Below are 25386 nucleotides of genomic sequence, written 5' to 3'. Positions count from 1 at the left end.
CTCGGGAAGACCGCTCGATTATGCGCCAGGCGCACGTCGCGACGCCAAGCTCGCACCTGCGGCCGCGCGTTGCGGGACGGCATTGCCACGGATGCCGTCATGCACCCGCCGGCCGCAATCCCGGCGTCAGGCGTTGTCGTCGGCCCCGCGCAGGAACAGGCGATAGGCCGGGTTCGCGCTCTCGTCGTCGTGCGGATAGCCGAGCCTGCCGAGAAACGCGCGGAAGTCCTTCATGTCCGCTTGCGGCACCTGGATGCCGACCAGGATGCGGCCATAGTCGGCGCCTTCGTTCCGGTAATGGAACAGTGAAATATTCCATCCTGGGTCCATCGCCGAAAGAAAGCGCAGCAAGGCGCCGGGGCGCTCCGGAAACTCGAATCGATACAGCAGTTCATCATGGGCATCGGCCGAGCGGCCGCCGATCATGTGGCGCAGGTGCTGCTTGGCCAGCTCGTCCGTGCTCAGGTCGAGCGTGGCGAAGCCCTCGGCACGCAAGGCCCGGATGGTGCGTGCATGATCGCCCGCACCGGCGACCTGCAAGCCGACGAACAGGTTGGCCTGGGCGCCGTCGGCCATGCGGTAGTTGAACTCGGTGATGCTGTGACCCTCGAGCACCGTGCAGAAGCGACGGAACGACCCGCGCTGCTCGGGAATGGTCACCGCCAGCACCGATTCGCGCGCCTCGCCGACTTCGGCGCGCTCGGCGACGAAGCGCAGCCGGTCGAAATTCATGTTGGCGCCGCAGGCGACCGCGACCACGGTCTTGCCACGGCAGCCATGCTGCGCGGTCCAGGCCTTCATCCCGGCCACGGCCAGGGCGCCGGCCGGTTCGAGGATGCTGCGCGTATCCTGGAAGACATCCTTGATCGCCGCGCACACCGCGTCGGCGTCGACGCGCACGATCTCGTCGACCAGTTCACGGCAGAGGCGGAACGTTTCCTTGCCGACCTGCTTGACCGCGGTGCCGTCGCAGAACAGGCCAACGTCCTTGAGCGTGATGCGCCGGCCCGCGGCGAGCGACCGGGCCATGGCATCGGAATCGAGTGCCTGTACGCCGATGATGCGGATCCCGGGCCGGATCGCCTTGACATAGGCGGCGATGCCCGAAACCAGTCCGCCGCCACCGATGGCGACGAAGATCGCCTCGATCGGATCCGGATGCTGACGCAGGATTTCCATGCCGATCGTGCCCTGCCCGGCGATCACATCGGGATCGTCGAACGGATGCACGAAGACGAGGCGACGACGCGTGGCCAACGCATCGGCATGCGCCTTGGCATCCGAATAGGATTCGCCATGCAGGACGATCTCGACGCGCGCTCCGCCGATCGCATGCACGGCATCGATCTTGACCCGCGGCGTGGTCACCGGCATCACGATCACGGCCCTGCAATCGAGCCTGGCCGCAGCCAGGGCGACGCCCTGGGCATGGTTGCCGGCCGAGGCCGCGATGACGCCGCGCTTGAGCTCGGCCCGGCTCAGCGTCGCCATCTTGTTGTAGGCGCCGCGCAGCTTGAACGAGAACACCGGCTGGTTGTCCTCGCGCTTGAGCAGCACCGTGCAGCCGGTCCGGGCGGACAGCCCCGGCGCAATCTCGAGTTCGCTTTCGCGGGCCACGTCGTAGACGCGCGAGGTGAGGATTCGTTTCAGGTAGTCGACGGGCATCGCACGGTCCGGCAGCGGACCTGCAGCCTAACCAGCCGCGAGCCAAGCCACAATTGCCCGGCGTCCGGTCCTGCCGGCGGAGCGGAGCTACTCGGCTTTCTTGAGGTCTTCCATGCTCCAGATGAACTCGATCGAGATCACGCTGGCGGTCTTGCCGTCGACGCGCGCCTTGCACTTGAGCATCTGGGTGAATTCAGATGCCAGGCCGCGATCGAATACGACCGGCCCCGATACCTGATAGGTGTCGGCCGCATCCGCCTTGGCGGCGCTGGTCAGCAGCTTGTCGGCATCGACCTCGTAGGTCTTGCCGGCCAGGCGCTGATCGACTTCCTTGACGCAGGCGTCGGCCACCAGCTTCTCCGGCCCTCCGCCTGCGCACGCGCCCAGGAGGAGGCAAACTAAGGCGGTGGCAGTTGCACGCATTGGCTTACTCCTGCATCGATGTGCCCAAGGTCGCACGGCGTGACGCAATGCACAGCATCACGCTGATCAGGAGTATAGGTGCAGCGTTCGAATAACCCATGCTGCGATGCAACGAACCTGCTCGTAGTTCAGTACGCCGGCACGGTCGGGTCGATCTCCCGCGACCACGCGTCGATGCCGCCCTCGATGTTGTGCAGCGAACGGAAGCCATGCTCGCGGAAATGCTCGGCGGCACGCCGGCTCGAATTGCCATGGTGGCAGAGAAAGGCCAATGGGGTGTCGACCGGCAGCTTGACCAGGCGCGCGTGCGACTCGGCATCGAGCACTTCGGCACCGGCGAACGGCGCACGCGCACGCTCGTCGGCCGGCCGCACGTCGATCACGGTGACGCGGCCCTCGTCGAGGAGCTTCTTCAGCGCATGCACATCGAGCGCGTGCACCTTGGGCGGCGCAGCCGGAAGGTCGATGGACAGGCCCTCGCCCTGGGCGGTCTCGGTCCAGCCGATGCGCGCTCCGCGCGCGCGCTGCGCGCTGGCCGGATCGAAGTGGACATCGATGCCATTCGCGCTGACGCGGATTTCGCCGCCCTGGATCTCGCGCAGCTGGAACTGCGGGTGGTAGCGGCCGTCGATGGCAAGGAACAGACCCATGCCTTCGGCGTCAGCCAGAGCGGCCCGAATCTGGGTCGCGGCCTCGTCGCTGATGCTGATTTCGGGTGGGGTGCGGTCGGGCTCGGGCACGCCAAGAAGCTTGTGCAGCTCGCCACTGGCCGCCATGCCCTGGACGATGTCCGCGCCGCCGACCAGTTCGCCATCGACATAGAGCTGGGGAATGGTCGGCCAGTTGCCATATTCCTTGATGCCCTGGCGGATCGCCTCGTCGGCGAGTACGTCGACGGTGAAGTAATCGTCGAGGAGGTCGTTGAGGACGCCGGAAGTGGCGGCCGAAAAACCGCAGCTCGGCGCGTCGCGCGTGCCCTTCATGAAAAGGACGATGCGGTTGCTGGCCAGCATCGACTCGATGCGCTGACGGACGGGTTCTTGGCTGGACATGACGTTACCTCGGGGCGGGTTCGATGGGACGGGCAAATCCTCGGTCACGAGGCATGGCCCTGCGCATGCATGCATGTGGGTGCGCAGGCCAGGATGCACAAGGGTCCGGATCGAAACCGCGCCGCCATACCTGCCGGCGCACGGAGGTTTTGCCGCGCCGCGAAAATACAGGATAATTGGAAGTTCAGGGGACCAGCCAACGTCAGGGGAAGTGACATGATCCGCAAGTTGCCGCTTTGCATCGCCTTCGCACTCGCTGCTTCGGCGAACGCGCAACCCAGCTCCGAACAGGCGGCAGGAGACGCCGCGATCCCGCTGACCTATGTCGGATCGAACGCCCGCGTGTCATTGGGCATCAACGACGACGGCGACGTCCTCGGCGAAATCCTGGCCATTCTCGGCAAGACCGACAGTTCGGCCTGGCTGGCCGAACTGTGGCTGGGCCAGGGTGGTTCGGGCGGGCTCCAGCTCGGCTACAACCGCCTCTCCGGCAACCCGCAGAGCAGCACGGCGACGGTCTGGAAATTCTTCGGCGCCGGCGACCAGAATGCCTACAAGGACCGCAAGGCGACCCTTGGCCTCGGCTGGGAGCGCAACGACCTGTTCTTCAGCGGCTACTTCAGCCACGCCACATCGGGCACGCGCCTGGTCGATACACGACTGGTCAGCGACACGACCACACTGAGTGGCAGCGACTCGACCGGCGACTATACCCAGACCCAGACCATCGAGACCCTGACCCGCTTCTTCGAACACCCCTACGAGAATGGCGCGGGCCTGCGCTTCGGCGCCTATTTCGACGAACCCCTGCTGCGCGTGCGGGCCGGCTTCGACTACGAGAAGGGCAAGTACAGCTCTGACCAGACGACCTTCTCGCTCGGACTCGACAAGTTGTTCCGCAACAGCCCGTTCAGCCTGTCGCTGCAGGGCGAGTTCGCGCGCAAGTCCGGCGATTTCGAGACCGACAAGTCCGACACCCGCGGTTGGCTGCTGGCCCGCTACGATTTCGGCCAGAACTACCGCGCCCGCGAACCGTTCCGCCTGGTCGAAGTGAAGACCCCGGCCGAGCCGGCAACGACGCCCTCCGAACCTCAGGTGATCCGTAACGAAGTGCGCCTCGATGGCGACGCGTTTTTCGGTTTCGATCATGCCGACCTGCGCCCCGATGCGATCGCCGCCCTCGACGAACTGGTCGACAAGCTCAATTCGACGAGCCGGGTCAGCCGGGTCAGCGTCGTCGGCCATACCGATTCGATCGGCACCGACGCCTACAACCAGGGCCTGTCCGAACGCCGCGCCGAAAGCGCCAAGGCGCATCTGGTCAGCCGCGGCATCCCGGCCGACCAGATCGACACCCGCGGTGAAGGCGAGCGCAACCCGGGCCACCCGAACGACACGGCCGAGAACCGGCAGAAGAATCGCCGCGTCGACGTCGAGTTCCTGACCATCGAGGAAACCGTGGTGCCGGCGCCCGAGCCGGCACCGGCCGCCGAAAAGGTCGAATGGGTGCGCGAACCGGTCAAGGCCAATCCGGCCTGGATCGAGCGCGCATTGCGCAACCCGGCCGAGCACAAGCGCACGGTCGATGTGTACAAGTTCGAGGAACAGACATCGACGACCACACTGGGGCCGCGCGTGTATCTCAACGGTGCTCCGCTGGCCGCCGATGACGCGGTCACGGTCGACTTCGAATCCGCGGCCACCGTGATCGACGTGCTCGCCAACGACAGCGACCCGGACAACGATACGCTGACGATCACCGCCGTCTCCACGCCTGCGCACGGGACGGCCGTCATCGGCGCGGGCGGCGTCAGCTACGCGCCCGCGCCAGGCTACTCGGGCAGCGACAGCTTCACCTACACGATCAGCGATGGCCGCGGCGGCACGGCCACGGCGAACGTCAGCGTGACCGTGAACCCGGCCTCGGCATCGAACCAGATGCCGGTCGCTGTCAACGACGACGGTGGCGTACTCAAGGGCTACGACACCGATATCGACGTGCTCGCCAACGACAGCGACCCGGATGGCGACCCGCTGAGCGTCGTCTCGGTCGAACACACCGGGCCCGGCAATGCAGTCATCACGATCAACGCGGACAACACCGTGCATTACCAGTCGATCCACGGCTTTTCCGGGCACGACTTCTTCGAGTACACGGTTTCCGACGGCCGCGGCGGCACGGCCAAGGCGACGGTGACGATCGTCGTCTACGAACTCGTCGGCGGTTGAGCACCAGCACCGCGGTGCCCCTTGGGGTGCCGCGGGCGCGCGGGCCAGGGCTCAGGCGTCGCGTGCGCCGAGGATGGCGCTGGCAACCGGAAAAACGCGGTCGACCCACAAGGCGTATTGATTGGCCGAGGGATGCAGGCCGTCCTCGACCAGCAGGGTGCGGCCGCCGTCACGCGACAGGTCGGTGACGTCGATCCAGTGCGCACCGCGATTCTCGGCCCGCTCCCGGTTGATCGCGTTGAATCGATCGATGGCGGCAGCGACCGCAATCGGATCGGTACCGCGCTCGGCGGCGAACGGAGTGACGCTCCAGTCCGGAATCGAGAGCACGAGGACGCGCCGGGCCTCGCCCCCGGCGAAGCCGACGGCGCGATCGAGCAATGCGGCGAATTCCTCGCCGTACTCATCCGCCGAACGGCCGCGGTATTGGTTGTTGACCCCGATCAGCAGACTGACCAGCGCATAGGGCGGTGCCGGCCTGGCGGCTGCGATTCCTTCGAGCAGCTCATCCGTGGTCCAGCCCGTGGTGGCGATGATCTCGGCGGCTTCGATATCGATGCCAGCTTCGCGCAGTCGCGCAACCAGCTGGTCCGGCCAGCGCAAACCCGCGGCGACACCCTCGCCGATCGTGTAGGAATCACCGAGGGCGAGGAACCGCGCCGGGATGGCTGACGCCGATTGCGGCATCCTCGTCCGCCTCAGGCGACCTGGCGTGCCGTGGAGCGAACCTCGGCCGTACGCACGAGGGCCCGTTCGATGCGTCCGAACACGTCGGCGATCACCTCGGCCCGTGGCAGCAGGGTGATCCTGAAATGGTTGCGGTAGCGGACGTTGAAGCTCGAGCCCGGAACGATCAGCACGTCTTCGGTTTCGAGCAGGTGCAGCGCGAACGCTTCGTCGTCGAAGTCGGGAATCAGCGCCGTGTCGACGCCGGGAAACGCGTACAGCGCGCCGGCCGGGGCAACCACGCGGAGAAAGCGGCTGCGCTCGACTGCTTCGAGCACGGCGCGCCGCGAGTCATGCAGGCGTCCGCCCGGAGCGGTCAGCGCGGAGATCGTATCGGCGCCCTGCAGGGCCGGCTCGATGGCCCATTGACCCGGCACGTTGCCGCACAGACGCAGCGCGGCGAGCAGATCGAAGGCATGCAGCATGTCGACCACGCGCGCCCTGGACCCCGAGACGCTGAACCAGCCGACCCGGTAGCCGCAGGCGCGATGGACCTTGCTGAGGCCGCCAAAGCTCAGGCATGGCACGTCGCCCGCCAGCGCCGCGAGCGGCTCGAAGCGCGCCCCGTCGTAGAGGATGCCGTCATAGATCTCGTCGGCCAGCAGGACCAGTTGGTGGCGCTCGGCCAAGGCGACGATGGCGCCGAGCAGTTCGCGAGGATACGTGGCGCCGGTCGGATTGTTCGGATTGATCAGCACGATCGCGCGCGTGCGCGGTGTGATCAGGGCCGCCATTTCCTCGACATCAGGCAAGTGGCCACGACCGGCCGGACAGGGATAGTGCACCGCCTTGCCGCCATTGAGGATGGTGGCGGCCGTCCACAACGGATAGTCGGGCGCCGGCACCAGCACTTCGTCACCCGCTTCGAGCAGGGCGCGCAAGGCCAGATCGATCAGCTCGCTGACGCCATTGCCGATGAACACGCGCTCGGCGTCGACCGACAGCGAGCCGCGCATGCGCTGCTGCGCCGCGATGGCTTCGCGGGCCATCGGCAATCCTTGTTGCTGGCAGTAGGCCTCGCTGTTCGGCAGCGAACGTGTCACCGATTCCCGGATGTGTTTGGGCGCCTCGAAACCGAATGCACCGGGATTGCCGATATTGAGGCGGACGATCCGCCGGCCTTCGGCTTCGAGGTCGCGCGCGCGATGGCTCAGCGTCCCACGAATTTCATAGCGGACTTCGGCGAGTCGCGAACTGGTCGACACGGGGCGATGGGGCATGGAAAGACACGCGCGGCAGATATTCGCGGCATCTTAGCAACATCCAATGCTGCACTGCACACAATCGGCCCCTGGCGCAACCTATTCCGCTCCGCGTGCATCTCAGATCGTCGACACCATGACCCGATACCTTCGGCAGGCGCGGCCACGGCACCATTCCCCCAGACTCGCCGCCCGCCCGACCCTTGACACGATGAGTTTTGGTGTTATAGTTACCTACAACACTACTTGAGAAGTCACTGCGATGTCCCGCCTGACCCCCTTGTTGTCCTTGTCCCTGGCCCTGATCGCTGCCCTTGCCGGCTGCTCGGGTGGCTCCGCGCCCGCCCCCAAGACTGCGGCCGCCGCTGAAAAGACGGCCGCCGAAGAGGGTCAGCCGGTCGAGACGGCACGCGTCGAGCAGGGCGACCTGACAGCCCGCTATGCGGCCACCGCCACACTGCAGGCCGAACACGAAGCCAAGATCGTCAGCGAAGTGCCGGGCACCGTGCTCGAACTGCTGGTCGAGGAAGGCGACAGCGTGCGCAAGGGCCAGCTGCTGGCGCGGGTCGATGCGACCCATAGCCGTCTCCAGTTGCGCGAAGCCGAGGCCGACCTGCAACGCCGCAAGAACGATGTCGACCGCGGCGAGAAGTTGCTTGCCCGCAAGCTGATCGCGGCAACCAGCCATGATCAGGCCGAATCCGAGTACGCCGTGCGTCGCGCCGAGGTGGCCCTGGCCCGCGTGGTCGTCGCCAAGAGCGAAATCCGCGCCCCGTTCGACGGCGTGGTGACGCGGCGCTGGATCAAGCAGGGCCAGTTGCTGGCCGCCAACGACCCCGTTTTCGACGTGGCCGATTTTTCCGACCTGCGCGCCGACCTGCGCGTTCCCGAACGCGACGCCGTCGCCCTGGCCGCCGGACAGCCGGTCGATTTCACCGTCGACGCGCTCGGCAGTCGCCATTTCGATGCGCGCATCGAACGCGTCGCGCCGGTGGTCGATCGCGAAAGCGGCACGGTCAAGGTCACCGTACGCGTCGACAACCGCGACCGCAGCCTGCGACCGGGCCTGTTCACGCGCATGGATATCGCCTTCCTGCATCTCGCCAATGCCGTGCTGATTCCCAAGACCGCCGTGCTCGGCAGTCGCGACGCGGAAATCGCCTATGTCATCGTCGACGGCAAGGCGCAACGCACGCCGATCCGAACCGGCTACGAAAGCGGCAAGCGCATCCAGGTCCTCGACGGCGTCAGTGCCGGTGCCGAAGTGGTCGTGACCGGCCATGCCGCCCTGACCGACGGCGCCCTGGTCCAGGTGATCAATGCCGCGCACGATGCCAAGATCGCCCAGGCCCGTGCCCTGGCCGCGACCGCCAGCAACGGCAGCTGAGCGAAACCCTCGCGCGAATGGCAATCGCCGGTAGAATCCCGGCGATGGCCGACCCCACCGAATCCCCGCTCACCCGCATCGGCTGGCATGGCGCCTTGCCGCCGTCGTCGGACGATGACGCCGACGACTCGCGCATTGCCCGCGTCATTGCCCAGCATCGGGCGGGCTACGAGCTGCACGATGGCGTTTCCGCGTTCAACGCGCAGCCGGCGCCGCGCTTCCTCAAGCCATCCCTGGACCCGGCCGAGCGTCCGGCAGTCGGCGACTTCGTCCGCGTCAATCGCAGCAAGCCTCCGTCCATAGAGCAGATCCTGCCGCGTCGCAGCGTGCTGGCACGTGCCGCCGCCGGCGAACGCCACCAGCGCCAGCTGATCGCGACCAACATCGACACGGTGATGGTGATCAGCGGCCTCGACGGAGATTTCAATCCGGCCCGCATCGAACGCTACCTGATGCTCATCGAGGGCAGTGGCGCCCGCGCGGTGGTGGTCCTGACCAAAGCCGATACCGCCGGGGATGCCGACGCGGCCATGGCCGAGCTGCGCGGGCGCGTACCCGTGCAAACCGCAATCCACGCCGTCAACGCGAAATCCGCCGACAGCGTTTCGGTGCTGCTGCCCCTGCTCGGCCCCGGCACGTCGACCGTGCTGGTCGGCTCGTCCGGTGTTGGCAAGTCGACCCTGACCAATACCCTGCTCGGCGAATCGCGCCAGGCCACGCATGCAGTGCGCGAGACCGACAGTCGCGGCCGCCATACCACGACCTACCGGGCCCTGATCCAGCTTCCGAGCGGTGGTTGCCTGATCGACACTCCGGGCATGCGCGAGATCAAGTTGACCGGCGAGGAATCACTCGACGGCAGCCAGTTCGGCGACATCGAGGAACTGGCCGAGGACTGCCGCTTCGGCGACTGCAGCCACCTCAGCGAACCGGGCTGCGCGGTACGCACTGCACTCGAGGACGGCCGCCTCGACAACGACCGCTGGCACAACTACCTGAAGCTGCGCGACGAACTCGCCGCCGCGGCCGACAGCCTCGAGACGCAACTGCGCCGCAAGAGCGAGGCTCGCGTGATGACCAAGGCACTCGGTCGCCGGCTCGACGAGAAATACGGCCGGCATTGAGAGCCGGGATTGGGGATTGGGGATTCGGGATCGCGATGCCGGCATCGGTTTCGTGGCAGCTAGGGAGGGTCTGATCAAGTAGCAAAGTCGTCATGGCGTTCAGAAGGTTTTCCACAGGTGCCGCGTGGCGAAGTGAAGGCTGGTTGCCTTGACGAGGCGCGCGGTGCATGTGGAGAGCCTTCTGGACGCCACCTTTTCAGCATCCAATCAATCAGGCAGGCGTCGTGACGACTTTGCTACTTGATCAGACCCTCCCTAGTGAACTCCGTCGTAGGCGGACTGCGCCAGTTTGACCAGTAGCTCGCGTTCGGCAGGGCTCGGTTCGGCGCCGGGAATCCAGCTGAACTCGAAGTGCTTGCCGCCCTTGAGGTAGCGCACCATCGCCCGCGCATTGCCCTCTGCGCAGGCGAAGCCGATGCTGCCGTGTGCGCCGAGCGCCGGCAGCGGCGTCGATCGGCAGTCGCCACTGGCGGCCATCGTCTGGGCGAGCGCTGGGCCGACATTGTCGACGATGGCCAGCAGCAGCACGCGCGCTCCGGCATTGGCGATGCAGCTGTTCGCGCCATAGACCTGCTGCGAAAACCCTGCGCCCTTGAACAGCTCGTCCAGCAGGTCCTGGTCGAAGTAGGTACAACGCGTCGCAGCGGCCAGATTTTCGCTGTCGCCGGCCAGATCGAAGGCGCGCCGGCTCAGCGCCAGGAAGCCTTCCCGCATGTCCGCGGATACCTCACCGGGCACGGTCAGCGTGCCCATTGCGACTACGCGACCCTCGTGGCCGACCAGGAACAGCGTGCCGCGCGCATCGCCAGCGGCCGCATCCTTCGGCCGATAGCTGAAACCGCGCCGCCCGAGCGAGGCCATCGGCTCGACGAGGTATTCGCCACCGAGATTCTTGCGCAGGCTGGCGACGAAATCCTCGGCCTTGGCCGGTGATTCCTCGACCCGTTGGATCAGGCTCAGGATCGCCGCCCCGCGAGGCGTCCGCCCGAGGAACTGGCAAGCGCCGACCTTTCCGCCTGCCATGGTCTGCCAGGGTTTGAATTCGGGCAGCGCGCGTCCGACCTGCGCGACTGGCAGCCAGAGACAGGATTCGACGGCCGGTGCTGGCATCGAGATCGCCAGCAGAACGAGACAGGCCGCAAGCATGGGGAGTCGGATACGCATGGCGGAAGCCTCGGCCAGGGACTGGCCGGCATTCTGCCGCGCCGAATGGGCGGGCGCCAACCGCGAGTGCTCGCCATGGCCTCCAGTCGACCGAGGCAGCGCCGATCCGCGTCAGCCGGACTGGGCTATATTTGCCAGCAGCCCATGCCGACGATGACGCACAGCCTTGAACACCTGGCCGAACTCGACCGGCGCCTGGTTGCCGCAGTCAAGGGTATCCGACTGCTCGCCTCGGTCAGCTGGCCGGCCAGCGTCCAGGAAAGATTCCTTTCGCAGTGGCGACGCGGTGCGCCGAGCCTTCCGCAGATCGACTACGTCCAACCCGACTACGCCGCCGCGCGAGCGGAAATTCTTGCCGTGCAGGCAAAGGCCGATCCGCAGCATCCGGTCGGCGACTACATCCGCCGAAGCACCGAGTCCTGGCGCGTAGCGACTGAAATGCTCGACGCAGTCGGCAGCGCCGAATTCTGCGCGCATTCCATCCAGCTCTACGGACGCCCCGGCTCGCGCGTGCCCGGCAGCCAGCTCAGCAACCTCGACGCCGCGCGCCACTTCATCAGCCTGGCCGACGAGCTCGACAACGAGGTGCTGACCAGCGAGGCGGACTACTGCATCCCCGCCTCGGTCCTGCGCGACGAATTGCAGGCCCAGCTCGACGCGTTCTTCGGCAAGGCTACCGTGCGCGTGGAAGTGGATGACCAGCTGATTTCCAAGGCCGCCGCCGGCGCCACGCGCATCCGCCTGCGCTCGGCCACCTGTTTCAGCGAATACGATCGCAACCAGTTGCTCGAGCACGAGGCCTTCGTGCATACGCTGACGGCATTGAACGGCAGGCGCCAGCCCAGCCTGCCCTCACTGGGCCTGAGCTCACCGCGCATTACCGCGACCCAGGAAGGCCTGGCCGTGTTCGCCGAGCTGATGACCGGATCGCTCGACATCGAGCGCTTCAAGCGAATCAGCCTGCGCATCCTGGCCATCGACAAGGCCCTGCATGGCGCCGACTTCATCGAGGTATTCCGCTTCTTCCTCGATGCCGGGCAGACCGAGAGCGACAGCTTCTCTTCGGCGCAGCGTGTCTTTCGCGGCTCACCGACGACCGGCGGATACGCCTTCACCAAGGACACGGTCTACCTGCATGGCCTGCTCTCGGTGCACACGTTTTTCCGCTGGGCCCTGAAGAACCGCAAGCTCAACCTCTGTCGCAACCTGTTCGCCGGCAAGATGAGCTTGCACGACGTGGTCTCGCTCGAAGGGGAGTTCGACTCCGGCTTCATCGTCGCGGCGAACTGGCTGCCGCGCTGGATCCAGCACGCCAACGGCCTGGCCGCGATGCTCGCCTTCTCGCTGTTCGCCAATCAGATCCGCCTTGATCGCGTCGAGGCGGAGGATCTCGTGCTGGCCCTGTAGCAGTCGAGTCGGGCCGAGAAGACAGTATCCGCTTGGCAGAGTGCCATCGAACCCGCGTGATATAGTGGAAAACCCTGTGATACCGCCAACTTAGAGGTCCGCGCCCGCACCATGTCCAGCGAAACCGAACTCCTCAAGCAAGCAGCGCTCGACTATCACCGACGCGCTCCGGCGGGCAAGATCAAGGTCGTGCCGACCAAGTCGGTGGTGACCCAGCGCGAACTTTCGCTGGCCTATTCGCCCGGCGTCGCCTATGCCTGCGAGGAGATCGTCCGCGACCCGACCACGGCCGCCGAAATGACCTCACGCGGCAACCTGGTCGCGGTCATCACCAACGGCACTGCCGTGCTCGGCCTCGGCGACATCGGCCCGCTCGCGGCCAAGCCGGTCATGGAAGGCAAGGGCATGCTGTTCCAGAAGTTTGCCGGCATCGATGTCTTCGACATCGAGATCAACGAATCGGATCCGCAAAAGCTGATCGACATCATCGCCAGCCTCGAACCGAGTTTCGGCGGCATCAACCTCGAGGACATCAAGGCCCCGGAATGCTTCATCGTCGAGCGCACGCTGCGCGAGCGCATGAAGATCCCGGTCTTCCATGACGACCAGCATGGCACCGCGATCATCCTCGGCGCGGCCTTCATCAATGCGCTTTCGGTGATCGGCAAGAAACCCGACCAGGTCAAGATCGTGCACACCGGCGCCGGCGCCGCCGGCATCTCGTGCATGGACATGCTGGTCCATCTCGGCGTGCCGAAGGAAAACATCTGGGTGGCCGACCGTCACGGCGTGATCCACAGCGGCCGCGACGACCTCGACGAAAACAAGCGCCGCTACGCGCGCGATACCGATGCACGCACGCTCGATGACATCATCGAGGGCGCCGACATGTTCGTCGGCCTGTCCGGCCCGGGCGCACTGACCCAGGCCATGGTCGAGCGCATGGTCGATCGGCCGATCATCTTCGCCCTGGCCAACCCGACCCCGGAGATCCTGCCCGAGCTGGTCAAGGAGGTTCGCCCCGAGGCGATCGTCGCGACCGGACGTTCGGACTACCCGAACCAGGTCAACAACGCCCTGTGTTTCCCTTACCTGTTCCGCGGCGCCCTCGACGTCGGCGCCACGGTGATCAACGAGGCGATGAAGATCGCCTGCGTCAAGGCCATCGCCGACCTGGCCCGGCGCGAAATGTCCGACGTCGCCGCGCGCGCCTACGGTGGCCAGACCCGTTCGTTCGGCCCCGAGTACCTGATTCCGCAACCGTTCGACCCACGCCTGCTGATCGAACTGTCCTCGGCGGTTGCCGTCGCGGCGATGGAATCGGGCGTGGCGACGCGCCCGATCGCCGACATCGAAGCCTATCGCGAGCGCCTCAACACCTTCGTGTTCCGCACCGGCCTGGTCATGAAGCCGGTGTTCGACCGCGCGCGCAGCGACCTCAAGCGTGTCGTCTACGCCGAGGGCGAGGAGGAAACCGTGCTGCGCGCGATCCAGCACATCGCCGACGATCACCTGGCCTGGCCGATCCTCATCGGCCGACCGGGTGTGATCGAGGCGCGCATCAAGCGCATGTGCCTGCGCATCAAGGCCGGCGAGCACTTCGAGATCTGCAATATCGAGAACGATCCGCGCTTCAAGGAATACTGGACGCTCTACCACAGCCTGCTCGAACGCCACGGCGTGACCCCCGACAGCGCCAAGGCCGTCGTGCGGTCGCGCGCATCGGTGATCGCCGCCCTGATGGTCCATCGCGGCGAAGCCGACGCGATGCTGACCGGCCTGGTCGGGCGCTACCACAAGAAGCTGCGCTACATCCTCGACATCCTGCCGCTCGATCCCGGCGTGCAGGCCGCCTCGGCGATGACCGGCGTGCTCAACAACAATGGCATCTTCTTCTTCCTCGACACCCACGTGAAGCTCGACCCGAGCGCGGAGCAGATCGCCGAAGCGACGTTGCAGGGTGCGATCCGCCTGCGCCTGTTTGGCGTCGAACCGAAGATCGCCCTGCTCTCGCACTCGAACTTCGGCAGCCACGAGGACGCCTCGGCGGCCAAGATGCGCCGCGCGCTCGAGATCATCCGCGAACGCGCGCCGGACATGGAAGTCGAAGGCGAGATGCACGCCGACACCGCCTTCAATGAAGACGTGCGCGACAAGCTGTTCCCGAACTCGCGCCTCAAGGGCCGCGCCAACCTCTACGTCTGCCCGAACCTCGATGCCGCCAACATCGGCTACAACATCACCCGCGTCATGACCGAAGGCGTCGCCCTCGGCCCGATCCTGATGGGCGTATCGAAACCGGCCCACATCCTGACCCCGGCCGCGACCGTACGGCGCGTCGTCAACATGACCGCGATCGCGGCAGTCGAGGCGCAGATTCGCGCCGCCCAGGGCGGCGGCACAGGGTAGAGGGACCTGGCTTCAACGTGAATCTTCAGGTCTTGAATCTTGAATCGCGGCTCTTCTTGATAACTCGGCTGACCATCGAATAGTGGAGACCGAAGTGGTCACCGATCGTCTTCATGCTGTAGCCACCGCTTGCATAGGCGGCCGCAATAGCGTGATCCCGATCGCGGTGGGCCTTGGCATACTGCTGCAAGGACATGGGCGGCGGCCGATGCTGGGTCGTAGGAACCTCATCCAGTAAAGCATCGCCCTCCAGCGTCGCAATCATCCGGTCGACGAAGGCCTCGTCGCCGAGATACATCTGCCGCTTCAGATCGTCCCAGATCGAACCCGCGCCACGTCCCTCGCTCACAAACCGACGATAAGCCTCCCTCGCTGCCTTGCGTCGGGTTCCGAATGCCGACAGCAGCCAATCGATGCTGAGCCACGGCGGAACATCCACCCACCCAGCCGTCGCGCGATAACTGCTCCAGGGCCAATCGTTGACGGATCGGACCATGCCGGCGCGAACCGGATTCAGGACGACGTAGCGAGCCACCTCCAGCAGATAGGCTTCCTTCTGGATCAGGATGGCCTTGTAGCGCCCTTGAAACACGTGTCCGACGCGACGGTGCCTGCGGTTGGAGCGCTGCGTAAAAACTCCGTTCAAGTGGCGCATGCCCTTGGCCAGCGTCGAATCGCGGGTTTCGATCAACAAATGGTAGTGATTGCTCATCAGGCAGTAGGCATGACACGCCCACTGAAAGCGCTCGCAGACCTCGCCCAGCACCTCGAGAAACATCATCCGTTCGACATCGTCGAGATAGATGTCCTCGCGTCGGTCACCCCGCGAGGTGACGTGGTACAGCGCGCCAGCGAACTCAATGCGAAGGGGCCGGGCCATGCATCCGAACCTACGCCGAAAAACGGCGCGATTCAAGATTCAAGACCTGACCCCTTTCTCATCGTGACCCCTTTCTCATCGCAACAAAAACACGATGGGAGCCGGTCGACAACGATAACGGGACCCGCCATTCCGCTGCTCGCTCAGCGGACGGAAGCGTGTTGCCCGGTTGACAGCGGAGGCGAAATGATGACCACTTTCTTCCCTGCCTCCTTCCTTTCTTCGCTGCACCTATGCTCAGCGCACATGCTCAAACACTGGCTCAGAGAGTGCGACCACGTCTATTACGTCGTCCAGGGTTACTATCGCGTAGTGCGCTAGGGAGTTAAGTTCGCGGACACTATGATTCTGCGATTGAAACCAATTTATAAAGTCAGACGAATTGACTCTAAAGAAAGATTTTCCGAGCATAGACTGTTTGTGTAATTCATTGATGAGAATCAGCGAATCGCTCTCTCCTACTTTTCGATATGCCAAATAGCTGTCGAATTTGCAACGGACTCTCTTACCATCCACATCCATCAACTCAACAACTAATACCCCTCCGCGGTCCAATAGCAGGTCGAAGACATATGGCTCCTTAGACTCGAACTTCTGAAAAATATTGACATAGGTGTTCATCTAGGCCACCTCACTTGTTGCCGTATCTGACTTTGTCACTGGTCTTCCCGTGCTGAATCTCCAGAGTAGGCCTACCGTCGCTACTGTTTGGCCTCACTACAATTGTCGAACCGTCGGGCAATTTTCCGACCCGGCCACCGTTGGGAAGGGTCCTTACTCCGGTAGGTTGTTTTCCGTCAAAGTCTCGATCGGCCTCGGTCATCCCGCCCGGCGCTTCCCATTGAGTAGTTCGACCTCTCGTTTCTCGTCCCGGCTTTGCGCCTGGCACAGGTGGAGCGGTTTCTCCTGAATCAGCATTCTCCCCAGCCTCATTCGACATAGTAGAACCACGTAAACCCTCCAATCCAGCAGCCCCAGTTAGCGCGCCACACGTATTTCCGCAACCACACATACACTCGTTTGGATCACCTGCGTTTGGTGAATAAAGTATCAGCGCGGTAGCGATACCGGCTAGGCCACCCCTTCCTGCCCAGGGAATCCGCCCGCTAGTACCACTGAACCCCCAAGGGAACGGACTGACCATTTCGCCAAATCTGACGGCTGCCGTTGCGGTGACTACCACTGCGCCAAGCATTCCATCTTGGTTGCCATGATCTTGTGGCTTGGTTGGTGCGCCTGGATTGTCCAACGCTGGCTGCTTGGTGGCAGAAGTGGCATCCGCCGCGCTCACTGGAGCCACTTTCACAGACTGTGATTGACTCCCACTGCTCTTCTGTTTGGGACCTTCACTCCTCTGGCCAACTTGAATCTGCGCAACTCCAATGCTGTCGCAATCTGGCCCACTGCTTCCTTCAATGTGCGTCCCGGTTGAGCAAGACTGATACCCCGTCGGATCCCTCCCCGACAACGGGTTATTCATAATGTACGAATACGGATTCATCGACTGCGTATTCGTCGGAAACTGAATCACCGGATCCACACTCAAAAACCGCCCCAGCTGATAGTCGTAAACCCGCCCGTTCATATGAATCAGGCGCACGTCATCGACATGCTGGTGCCCGGTGAACCCGCGAACCGTATCGGGCAGCAGATTCAAGGTGCCGTTGGCCTTGTCCGAGTAGTCGCCGTTTCGCACCTTGCCAAAAGCGTCATAGGCCGTCGCCGAGTTTTCGGCGCCCGGGCGGTTCAGGCCGTCGCCGACGCAGGCATGGGCGCCGCCCTTCCAGATTGAACAGGGTCTGTTGCTGCCGGTTCCGATACACGCGCGCACAAAATAGTCGTATGTCGTGGAATCCGGCCTGGTTCCTCCTGGAGGGCTTCCGGGCAGCCCATGGGTGAATGCCATGTGGTCCGCGGTCGTGAAGTAAGTGCTGGGCCCGGGGACATCAGCGTTGCTCTCAAGGACTTCGTACTCCGTTCCGTTCGTGAGCGACCAGCTGATGGTGTAGGACGCCGGATGTCCTGCACTTACATGCCCGCAGTTGTCCCCCAGGGAACTGGTGATCGTAGGAGGCATGATCGGGAGCCCGCTTCCCGAGACATGCTCCGCGACAACATTTGACTCGCCACTGCACCGGACCTGGGATCCGATAAAGCATCCGCGCACCTTGTAGTGGTAATCCCCATCACCGCGATGCAGAACCACAGATGTTCCATGGATGCCCTGCCCGTTGTCATCGCCAATTTCCGACCAAACGCCGTTGACCTGCTCGGACAGCCTGTAGTAGGTGGCGGTGGGTGAAGGGCTCCAGGAAAGCTCGAACTGCCCGTTGCTGCTTGTCGGGCTGGGCGGGTGCATCGTCGGGACATCGGGCACCAAACGCACCGTCTCAATATAGACAGCACTGTAGCCGCTACAAGTTGTACTGTAGGCCCTCACACGATAGGGGTACGAACCGTCCGGTTTTCCGGTGACATCAAACAGCGTTGCTGTCTGATCGGACACTACGTGCCACTGATACGGCGTGCTGGCAGTCGTTGATTCTTCTACGCTGTAGCGAATGCCGGTTCCTGGGACTGGATCCCATGTCAACCGGAAGTTTCCGTCGAGGCTATTGTCCGGCGCGATCACAAGGTTCTGCGGATTGCAGACGGCAAGCGCATCAACAGTTATTGTCGCGGTCGGACTGTAACCGACACTGCACCCGATAGAATTGCACGCCCTTGCCCGGTAGGTGTACGTCCCTGGTGGTCTATTGGAAAACAGATGGAAAGTGCCAGTGACACCATTGACAGGAGTAAAGTTGCCCAATCCGATTTTTTCCTCAAGCAGGTAGTAGCTGGCAGAGGCTGAAGAGGCCCAATTTACTCGATAGCTTGTCGTGGACCCCGCTTCAAAGGTTGCAGTCAGCCAGGCCGGAGGCTGTGGCACGTTGACGGCGGAGTTAACGGTTTCCGTAACAACGGTGCTGAAGCCACCGCAGACATCCGAGCAGGCAAGCACACGGTAGTTGTATTTCCCTGCCGCCTTTCCGAGCGCATCCCAATGAGTGGCGGAGGACTGGTCAAGCAAGACTACCCATGGCGAAGTCCTCGCGCCGGTGACGACTTGCTCCTCCAAACGAAACGTTTGGGCGCCGTCTGGATGCGTCCAACTCACCGAATAGGTCCCGGTGCTGGGGTTTGGGCTCAGCGTTATGCTGGCGGGAAGTGGAGCGACCTTCTGAATGAGAATTCCACTGAATTCGCCGCAGGCAACATCACATGCGTGCCAGCGGTAGTTGTAAGTGCCCACGGGTCGCGGTGCCGCTGGCGACCAGTGCGTGTCTGCCCCCGCATATACGAGCATTTCTTTTCCATCACCAACTTGCTCGAACAATTCATAGCGCGTGGCGCCAGTGACCGTCTGCCAGCTGATCGTGTAATGGCCATCCAGGCTGGGATTGGCATTACTCGTTGGAGCAGGCAACGCTGGTGGTCCGCCTCCACCGCCACCGCTCCTGCTCACCAGCATGACTTGCGAGCCCAAGCGATCCCGTAAGACTGCCTTGGCGGTATCAGCTCCGTTTTCTCGCAGCACGAGAACGGGCCCCAACTCATGACGATAAACCGTAACGCCCGCTACTACGCTTGTCTCGTAGCCTTCCGGCCCAATCCAGGTGCTTTGATCACCGGCAATGGTCCTGAACAGATCACCGTTTGGCGTATACGCAAACAGCGCTGTCCCTGCGCCTGAGCGGCTTACCTTCCAGGGCTGATTGTTGAAATCGTAGTTTGCAAAGGTGATCTCAGATCCACCGATCACATTGCCGTTCGCGTCGCATGTGTACGTCCGCGTTATGCCGCTATTCGCCACGCCTGTAACAGCGTGCGGGCCGCAGGTACCGGCATCGTAGGTATATGCGTTGTCGCTAAATGAACTGAAGTCGCTTTTGGCTTCCAGATTGCCATTGGGCTTGTACTTGTAATTAATTGGAGCCGGATTGCCTGGCACGCCGATTCGCGTGGTCTGGGTCAGCCGCTGCAGTCCGTCGTAAACATAGGATTCACTAGCAGCGACGCCACTGAGCACGGCGCCCTGGAATTTCAGGTTGCCAAAGCTGTCGTACTTGTAGTCAAGCTGATTTAGCAGAGCAGAGTCCTGAGTCCAGGTCTTGAGCGCGGCCTGTCCGGTAGATGGATAGCTTGAGTGGACGCCGTTGATACTGTCGAGATAGGTTTCTCTGGTGGTGTTGCCCCAGGCGTCTTGTGACTCCCCCCTCCAGTATTCCGTGCCATCGATGAAGTTGCTGAGCCTATTGAGCAATCCGTAGCCTGTATAGGCCCTTTCTACTGTTAAGCCACTTGGATAGTCCACCCTGTCAACATGCCCTGCGGCGTCATATGCATAACCGGTCAATAGTGGATTTTGGCCTTCAAACTCCGTGGTGACGGTAGAGGGGCGCTTGGTATTTGTTTCGTACAGGTACGATTCTTTCCAGATTGGCGACGATCCCAGAGTCGCCAGGCTGGCACCGGTTCGACGTTGCGAATAGGCGAGCAGGCCCTTGCCCCCACTGAATCCCTTCGGGTCATATGACCATTCATCGAAAATGACCTTGGGAACTGGAGAAGCCGCACTACTGTCGGTGGCCGTCCTTTCAAAGACTCGACCCAGCGAATCATATCGCTGCGTTGTCGATACACCGCGGGCATCGGTCTGCGTTACCAACTCGCCCAAGCCGTCATAGATGAAGTGCCGATGCCCAGCATCGGGATCATAGAGGTCGGTACGCTGACCGAAATCATTGTACATACCCTTGATGACCGATCCCCCGGCATCTCTGGCAGCAATAGGATTTCCCGTTCCGTCATACCAGTAGTCGGCCGCGGAATAGGTGGGGTTCGTGCCATTTCCCTGGACAGTCTGGGCCAGCCGCCCCAGCATGTCGTAGGTCCGGCTCATGTTCATGCACTGGTTGTTCAGGTTATTGCAGCTGCCGGTAAACCCGACCACGCGGACGTTGATCGAGGTCTTGTTTCCCTCATAGGCGTAGGTCGTCAATACGTCGCCAGATGAGGCACCGAGGTCCCCTACATAGACGCGCTTCGTGAGCGGTCGACCCAACGGATCATATGTCCATGCGGTAAGCGATCCGTTTCCGTCGAGGCGGTAGAACGGCGCGCTCTGCTGATACACCGTTCCCATCGCTTCATACTCGGTAAAAGTCTCGACAAAATCTGCGTCACTGAAACCACGTTCGACATGTTTGATGGTGCGGCCCAACGGATCGAACCAATCCACCGCTGTCGGATGCCCGCTTTGCACACGTACCACACGCCAGGCGGCGTAATGTTGATTGTCCGTGTTGCTGTCACCGAAACCGTTCCCACAACTACTGTCGTATCCACCGCTACATGGGAAATATCCGATGTTGACGGGCGGCAGCATGACGTTGTTGTTGGCATCCATGAAGCTCATGCTCTTCAACCGACCAAATCCGTCGTATTCGTTGCTCGTCGTCAGTTGATTGGGATCCACCGTGTCCAGGACTTGGCCGTATCCAAGTTCGTGTGTCGTCCTTGTTGAATGCCCCGCGGGGTTCTTCGTATTGAGGACGAAGTATCCATCCATGGCGGCCATGCCCGCTCCGGCACTTGTTGTTCCATCCTTTGTATAGTCAAACGTGGTTCTTCGAGAAGCTTCGAGATTGGAAGCATCGATAGTGACCGCATTGGGAAGGCCCTTCGCATTGGTCTCACTATAGTCGTAGGTGGTTTCAACCCACGTCGACTCCAGTTCGTCATGGACCTTGGTTGAAAGCGGGGTACGATCAGGGTTCCAGCTGTACTCGGTTCTTATCTTGCGGGCAGGGGGCAAATTCACCCCGTTAGGCAGCGGATGATTGCTCGAATAGCTCAGTGATGTCGTTACCGTGCTGCTTGAAAGCTGGCCCAGCCACCAGCTTCCAAGATCATTTGCGTATACATTTTCATTCACAACTCCGTGCTGGCTGAAGACAGCGTTGGCTCCTTCTTCGACGCTTGTTATGACTTGATTCTTGAGGTTTCCATAGAGATCCCATCCAGATGAAGAATCGCCCTCAGCGTTGACTGTCTCGGAATAGTTGTAGCGAGCCCCCGAAACAAGATCGAAATTCTCAACAAGTTGCTTGTCCAATAGCGGCGCAAATACGACTCCACCGTTCGTGGAGGATGGCAAGCCCGGAATGTCGCCGCCTTGCGGACATGATCCTCTCGCGAGATCGCATATCCAGGTGTCGGTTTCGTGTTTGAGCAGCCGGCCGCTTGAGGGGACTTCTGTATCTACCTCCTCAATCCGTCCCGTCAACGGAAACTTCTGATGAAAGGTCGTTGTCGTGCGCAGCGCGCGATCGCTTGGGTCATCGATTGTGGAGCTGATCGAGCGAAAGCCCTGAAAGCCACGGCCAAGGTGGTGATACATCGCCTCTCGATACGTATAGGTGGCGCTACGATATCCGCTAGCGCTTCCCAGTCCGTTGTTCTGCGCCATACCGTAAACAGTCGGCATTGAACTCTGGAAGTAGTAGTGCCTTTCATCCGCATATCCGTTGGGATCCTGCGACTGATCAGGAAGCACCGTATAGAATATCTTGTTGTATCGATCTTTGGCCGGAACCGACAGCGGGTAGTAGCCCCAAACCGCAAAATCACCGACCCCACCTACGGCACGATCCATCAGACCCGGTAGATGCGGTATCGGCAAAGAGAGATTGATGCCGCCGGTGGCGTTCAGGGTCGGCGCCGAGGGTCGCGGCGAGCCGGGAATGGTAGTAGCGTCGGGTGATCCTCCGGGCGCGGGGATTCCCTGATTGACATTGGCGTACAGCACCAACTGAGCTGCAAGCGCTGAGACAGGTGTTCCGTCCGGAATAGTCGCGGGACCAAAGTCTGGATCATCGACTGGAGAGCATAGCTGATGAATCCAAACGGGACTATTGGGATCCCCATGAAATACCTGTATATCCAAGCAACCGACAGACGTCGTGAGATCCTGCAACCCGTCGCCGAACAGATCGTCGTTGCCACCGTAGTAGTCGGACAATCGGGAAACCAGAGGCGTTTCGGTGACACTGGCGGTAAATGACGCAGGCCCTGTCTGCACGAACTTGACCTGCGCCAAGTGGTAGACACTGTTGTCGTCGAATGTGCCGCCGTGAATGCTGCTGCTTGAGTAGGAATTGAATGCGGGAACGGGTTGACCTTGTGGATCAAACCACGACCATCTATAGCCGGGCTGACGAGGGTTTTGCGGCATGTCGTCGAGAAAATCCGGATCGTCATCGGGATCGCCGGAATCGGTTTCGAGGCTTTCCGGATAGGGCGGACACGCGTACGCCGCGCAGACCTCCCCCACTTCTGGATCTTCTCCTCCACTCGACGGTGGCGCACTCCCAGGCGTCGGACAACCTTCAGTGCCAATTTGTCGAACTTTTTTTAGCGTGCACATTCTCAGCGCAAACGCCGCCTTGCCGGGCTTTTGCGATGGAATGAGAATGTCCGCCCTTCCATCGCTGTCGACGTCCATCGACGGAAGTCGATCGGCATATCGAAAATTTACCGGCACTAACCCGCCAGTGGTGTAGGTCTGCAATCCGGCACTGCTGCCGGTGTCGATATCGACACCGAGTTGACCATTGCCGTTGTTCAGACGGATATGCCATTTCCCCTGGACCGCGACCGGCTTGGCGAGCACCAGATCCTCAAGGCCATCGGCATTGACATCCATCCAGCGTGATACATAGCCGTTGCCCCACGTACAATCATCGCTGGCAAGGCCGATCTGTGCACACGAACCAATATTCGCGGAATTGGCGCCTAGCTGAGTAATCGCTATTCCCGCAAAGTCCCCTTTCTCTTCACCCCCCCCCGCATAAGTCAGAAAAACGTCCGCAAGCCCGTCGCCATTGAAATCCCCAATATGATCGACGACCGCCTCGACGTAGACACCGCCGGAAACAATACGAGGTAAACAGGTGAGAAAATTCCTCCCACCAAAATGCGCCGTGTCGGTCGAGCTAAGCGCGCCAGTGATTTGATTTTTGTAGAAGGAGAGGCCGTTTATCGTGCCGGGGCCGATGGAACCGCATGCCGGTTCAGGACGGACGACGAGAATGTCGGTATGTCCATCGCCGTCGAAGTCGCCCGGATACACATTATGGATGTGACCAATGGGAAAAGCGGAAGACAGTGCAATATCCGATTGAATCGCAACAAACGGATTCTGACCTGGAGGGAGCCCCCGCGGAAACCGCTCGATGTCCCACATGCCGAACGCGACGTTGAGTCCCGTCTGCATCGTGCCGACCAGTGTCGAACGGCCGCTTCCGTCTATGTCGGCATCCAGGGCTTGCAGGAGATTGTAGTCCGATGGAATGAGTAACGGATTGTGAACGCGCCTGTCGGCCGTAAATTGCGCTAGATACGCGCTACCGGCCACTCCATTGGTAATGCTCACCACTGTTTCTCGTGTACCGTCTCCGTCGTAGTCGCCGCCAACGCGGACGCGATAGACATCGCTGTGGGCCTGGCCATCGAGACCGGGAGTCGGCGTGGGTGGCGACGGCAGCCCTAACGCCGACAAAGACTTCAGCTGAAATGTCGGTTCGCTAGCAGATGCTGGGTCGAGCCATTCGTCGTTGTAGACAAAGCGCGATGGAGGATGACAGGTGGCGGTCTCACCCGCACACTCCTTCATGGATGTCAGCAGGAGTCGGCCGCTGTATTTCGACACTGCGTAGTTCGGTTCGTATCGAAGAACGGTCACGCCTCCGACAGCTGTCCTGATCCAATCGAGCGCTTGGGTTTGCATCGACATACCGCCTGCTAATGCACTCGAAGCGACGTCCTTGGCACCACTGGCGGCGTCCGTGCGCGTCTTGTAGTGGAACGTGACCGTGCGATTGCCCGCAACACCATTGAGGCCCGTATAGGTCACCGTATCGAGCAGGACCTCGCCATAGCCATTGCTGACGTCGTAGCTGTAGCTCTGGAAGTTGCCAATCCGATCCTCGATCTTGTCGACCAGCCAGCTCAATGGTTTGTTGTTCGTTCCGCTCGGCGCTACTCGGGAGTTGGTTGTCGTGCCGTAATACAGGATGCGGCCATCCTTCTGCTCAACCTTGAAGTACGCAGAGGCACCGTCGATATTGCCGCCCAGTTGCGTGATGCGCGCGTAACTGTCGATTTCGGTCTTGTAGGTCGCATTGAGCTGACCATAGCTGCCACCGACTTTGACCAGGCGCTGGCCGTCCAGGCATAGACGGTCATTCAGGGTGTAGGAGACACCGCGTGTTTGCCCGTCCTGTTCGGGCGTCTGTGGGCAACGGTGGATCGAACTGAGACCGGAAATCGACCAACCCAGTCCAGCCACGCCGTCGCCACTGCGACTGTTGTAGACCAGGGCCAGGGAGGGCTGCATGCCGGCACGACCGGGCGGCACGACGATCGGAACGCGGTAAGTGGACGCGCCACCATCCGTTCCAGCCTGATCGGCCATCGTGCCTGTTGAGGCATCGTGGTTCGGCGCGGCATCGAGAGTGACGTTCGGCGGCAAGGTCGTCACGCCCGAAGCAAGGGCCTCGCGTTGCGGATACAGGGACGAGACTCCCGCACCCAGCGTCATCAACATTGCGCAGACGAATGCGAACGGCGCATGCCGTCCCTGACGTTCCCGCTCCATGATCCGCTCCCATTG

Annotated in this window: 14 protein-coding genes; 5 read left to right on the top strand and 9 right to left on the bottom strand. The window is 62.3% G+C overall.

Annotated elements, in window-relative coordinates; all coding sequences use genetic code 11:
- Positions 1–126: 126 nt before the first annotated feature.
- The 3 genes from ilvA to grxD form a co-directional block, all read right to left on the bottom strand.
- Positions 127–1665, bottom strand: coding sequence for a threonine ammonia-lyase, biosynthetic (ilvA, locus tag BM125_RS02100; RefSeq protein ID WP_092404386.1), 1539 nt, complete (start codon positions 1663–1665; stop codon positions 127–129).
- Between the two features lie 87 nt (positions 1666–1752).
- Positions 1753–2016, bottom strand: coding sequence for a hypothetical protein (locus tag BM125_RS02095; protein ID WP_092404384.1), 264 nt, complete (start codon positions 2014–2016; stop codon positions 1753–1755).
- 200 nt (positions 2017–2216) lie between these two features.
- Positions 2217–3140: a Grx4 family monothiol glutaredoxin gene (gene grxD, locus BM125_RS02090; protein WP_092404382.1), complete on the bottom strand. Its 924-nt coding sequence runs from the start codon at positions 3138–3140 to the stop codon at positions 2217–2219.
- A 216-nt stretch (positions 3141–3356) separates the two neighbouring features.
- Between grxD and BM125_RS02085 the strand changes: the two genes are divergently transcribed.
- Entirely contained in the window at positions 3357–5369 is a 2013-nt protein-coding gene (locus BM125_RS02085; protein WP_175497863.1) for an Ig-like domain-containing protein, read from the top strand.
- Positions 5370–5420: 51 nt separating this feature from the next.
- Here the strand turns inward: BM125_RS02085 and BM125_RS02080 are convergent, their stop codons facing one another.
- Both BM125_RS02080 and BM125_RS02075 read right to left on the bottom strand, forming a co-directional pair.
- Positions 5421–6056 (bottom strand): SGNH/GDSL hydrolase family protein, encoded by a 636-nt coding sequence (locus tag BM125_RS02080; RefSeq protein WP_092404378.1) that lies wholly within the window; start codon positions 6054–6056, stop codon positions 5421–5423.
- 11 nt (positions 6057–6067) lie between these two features.
- Positions 6068–7315, bottom strand: coding sequence for an aminotransferase class I/II-fold pyridoxal phosphate-dependent enzyme (locus tag BM125_RS02075; protein WP_092404376.1), 1248 nt, complete (start codon positions 7313–7315; stop codon positions 6068–6070).
- 244 nt (positions 7316–7559) lie between these two features.
- On the opposite strand from BM125_RS02075, the gene BM125_RS02070 reads away from it, so the two are divergent.
- Both BM125_RS02070 and rsgA read left to right on the top strand, forming a co-directional pair.
- Positions 7560–8684: an efflux RND transporter periplasmic adaptor subunit gene (locus tag BM125_RS02070; RefSeq protein WP_092404374.1), complete on the top strand. Its 1125-nt coding sequence runs from the start codon at positions 7560–7562 to the stop codon at positions 8682–8684.
- Between the two features lie 44 nt (positions 8685–8728).
- A complete protein-coding gene (gene rsgA / locus BM125_RS02065; protein WP_092404372.1) occupies positions 8729–9808 on the top strand; it encodes a ribosome small subunit-dependent GTPase A in 1080 nt (359 codons plus the stop codon).
- A gap of 255 nt (positions 9809–10063) precedes the next feature.
- Here the strand turns inward: rsgA and BM125_RS02060 are convergent, their stop codons facing one another.
- A complete protein-coding gene (locus tag BM125_RS02060; RefSeq protein WP_139224821.1) occupies positions 10064–10972 on the bottom strand; it encodes a hypothetical protein in 909 nt (302 codons plus the stop codon).
- 153 nt (positions 10973–11125) lie between these two features.
- On the opposite strand from BM125_RS02060, the gene BM125_RS02055 reads away from it, so the two are divergent.
- On the top strand, positions 11126–12379 hold the full coding sequence (locus BM125_RS02055; protein WP_092404369.1) for a peptidase MATCAP family protein: 1254 nt from the start codon (positions 11126–11128) through the stop codon (positions 12377–12379).
- A gap of 111 nt (positions 12380–12490) precedes the next feature.
- Positions 12491–14788: an NADP-dependent malic enzyme gene (locus BM125_RS02050; RefSeq protein ID WP_092404367.1), complete on the top strand. Its 2298-nt coding sequence runs from the start codon at positions 12491–12493 to the stop codon at positions 14786–14788.
- Positions 14789–14813: 25 nt separating this feature from the next.
- Here BM125_RS02050 and BM125_RS02045 read toward each other — a convergent pair whose 3' ends face one another.
- The 3 genes from BM125_RS02045 to BM125_RS20400 form a co-directional block, all read right to left on the bottom strand.
- Positions 14814–15668 carry an REP-associated tyrosine transposase gene (locus BM125_RS02045; protein ID WP_092404365.1) on the bottom strand — a complete coding sequence of 285 codons (855 nt, stop codon included), beginning with the start codon at positions 15666–15668 and terminating at the stop codon, positions 14814–14816.
- A gap of 237 nt (positions 15669–15905) precedes the next feature.
- Positions 15906–16289 (bottom strand): hypothetical protein, encoded by a 384-nt coding sequence (locus tag BM125_RS02040; RefSeq protein WP_092404363.1) that lies wholly within the window; start codon positions 16287–16289, stop codon positions 15906–15908.
- 10 nt (positions 16290–16299) lie between these two features.
- Positions 16300–25371: a SpvB/TcaC N-terminal domain-containing protein gene (locus BM125_RS20400; protein ID WP_217647787.1), complete on the bottom strand. Its 9072-nt coding sequence runs from the start codon at positions 25369–25371 to the stop codon at positions 16300–16302.
- Between the last annotated feature and the right edge of the window lie 15 nt (positions 25372–25386).

Source organism: Dokdonella immobilis (assembly GCF_900115085.1).
GTDB lineage: Bacteria > Pseudomonadota > Gammaproteobacteria > Xanthomonadales > Rhodanobacteraceae > Dokdonella > Dokdonella immobilis.
The sequence above is the reverse complement of the archived record's forward strand: the minus strand, read 5'-3'. Positions and strand labels throughout refer to the sequence as shown.

Coding starts and splice junctions, on each gene's coding strand:
- ilvA (WP_092404386.1), bottom strand. CDS start 1,665: ATGCCCGTCGACTACCTGAAACGAATCCTCACCTCGCGCGTCTACGAC.
- grxD (WP_092404382.1), bottom strand. CDS start 3,140: ATGTCCAGCCAAGAACCCGTCCGTCAGCGCATCGAGTCGATGCTGGCC.
- BM125_RS02085 (WP_175497863.1), top strand. CDS start 3,357: ATGATCCGCAAGTTGCCGCTTTGCATCGCCTTCGCACTCGCTGCTTCG.
- BM125_RS02080 (WP_092404378.1), bottom strand. CDS start 6,056: ATGCCGCAATCGGCGTCAGCCATCCCGGCGCGGTTCCTCGCCCTCGGT.
- BM125_RS02075 (WP_092404376.1), bottom strand. CDS start 7,315: ATGCCCCATCGCCCCGTGTCGACCAGTTCGCGACTCGCCGAAGTCCGC.
- BM125_RS02070 (WP_092404374.1), top strand. CDS start 7,560: ATGTCCCGCCTGACCCCCTTGTTGTCCTTGTCCCTGGCCCTGATCGCT.
- rsgA (WP_092404372.1), top strand. CDS start 8,729: ATGGCCGACCCCACCGAATCCCCGCTCACCCGCATCGGCTGGCATGGC.
- BM125_RS02060 (WP_139224821.1), bottom strand. CDS start 10,972: ATGCGTATCCGACTCCCCATGCTTGCGGCCTGTCTCGTTCTGCTGGCG.
- BM125_RS02055 (WP_092404369.1), top strand. CDS start 11,126: ATGACGCACAGCCTTGAACACCTGGCCGAACTCGACCGGCGCCTGGTT.
- BM125_RS02050 (WP_092404367.1), top strand. CDS start 12,491: ATGTCCAGCGAAACCGAACTCCTCAAGCAAGCAGCGCTCGACTATCAC.
- BM125_RS02045 (WP_092404365.1), bottom strand. CDS start 15,668: ATGGCCCGGCCCCTTCGCATTGAGTTCGCTGGCGCGCTGTACCACGTC.
- BM125_RS02040 (WP_092404363.1), bottom strand. CDS start 16,289: ATGAACACCTATGTCAATATTTTTCAGAAGTTCGAGTCTAAGGAGCCA.
- BM125_RS20400 (WP_217647787.1), bottom strand. CDS start 25,371: ATGGAGCGGGAACGTCAGGGACGGCATGCGCCGTTCGCATTCGTCTGC.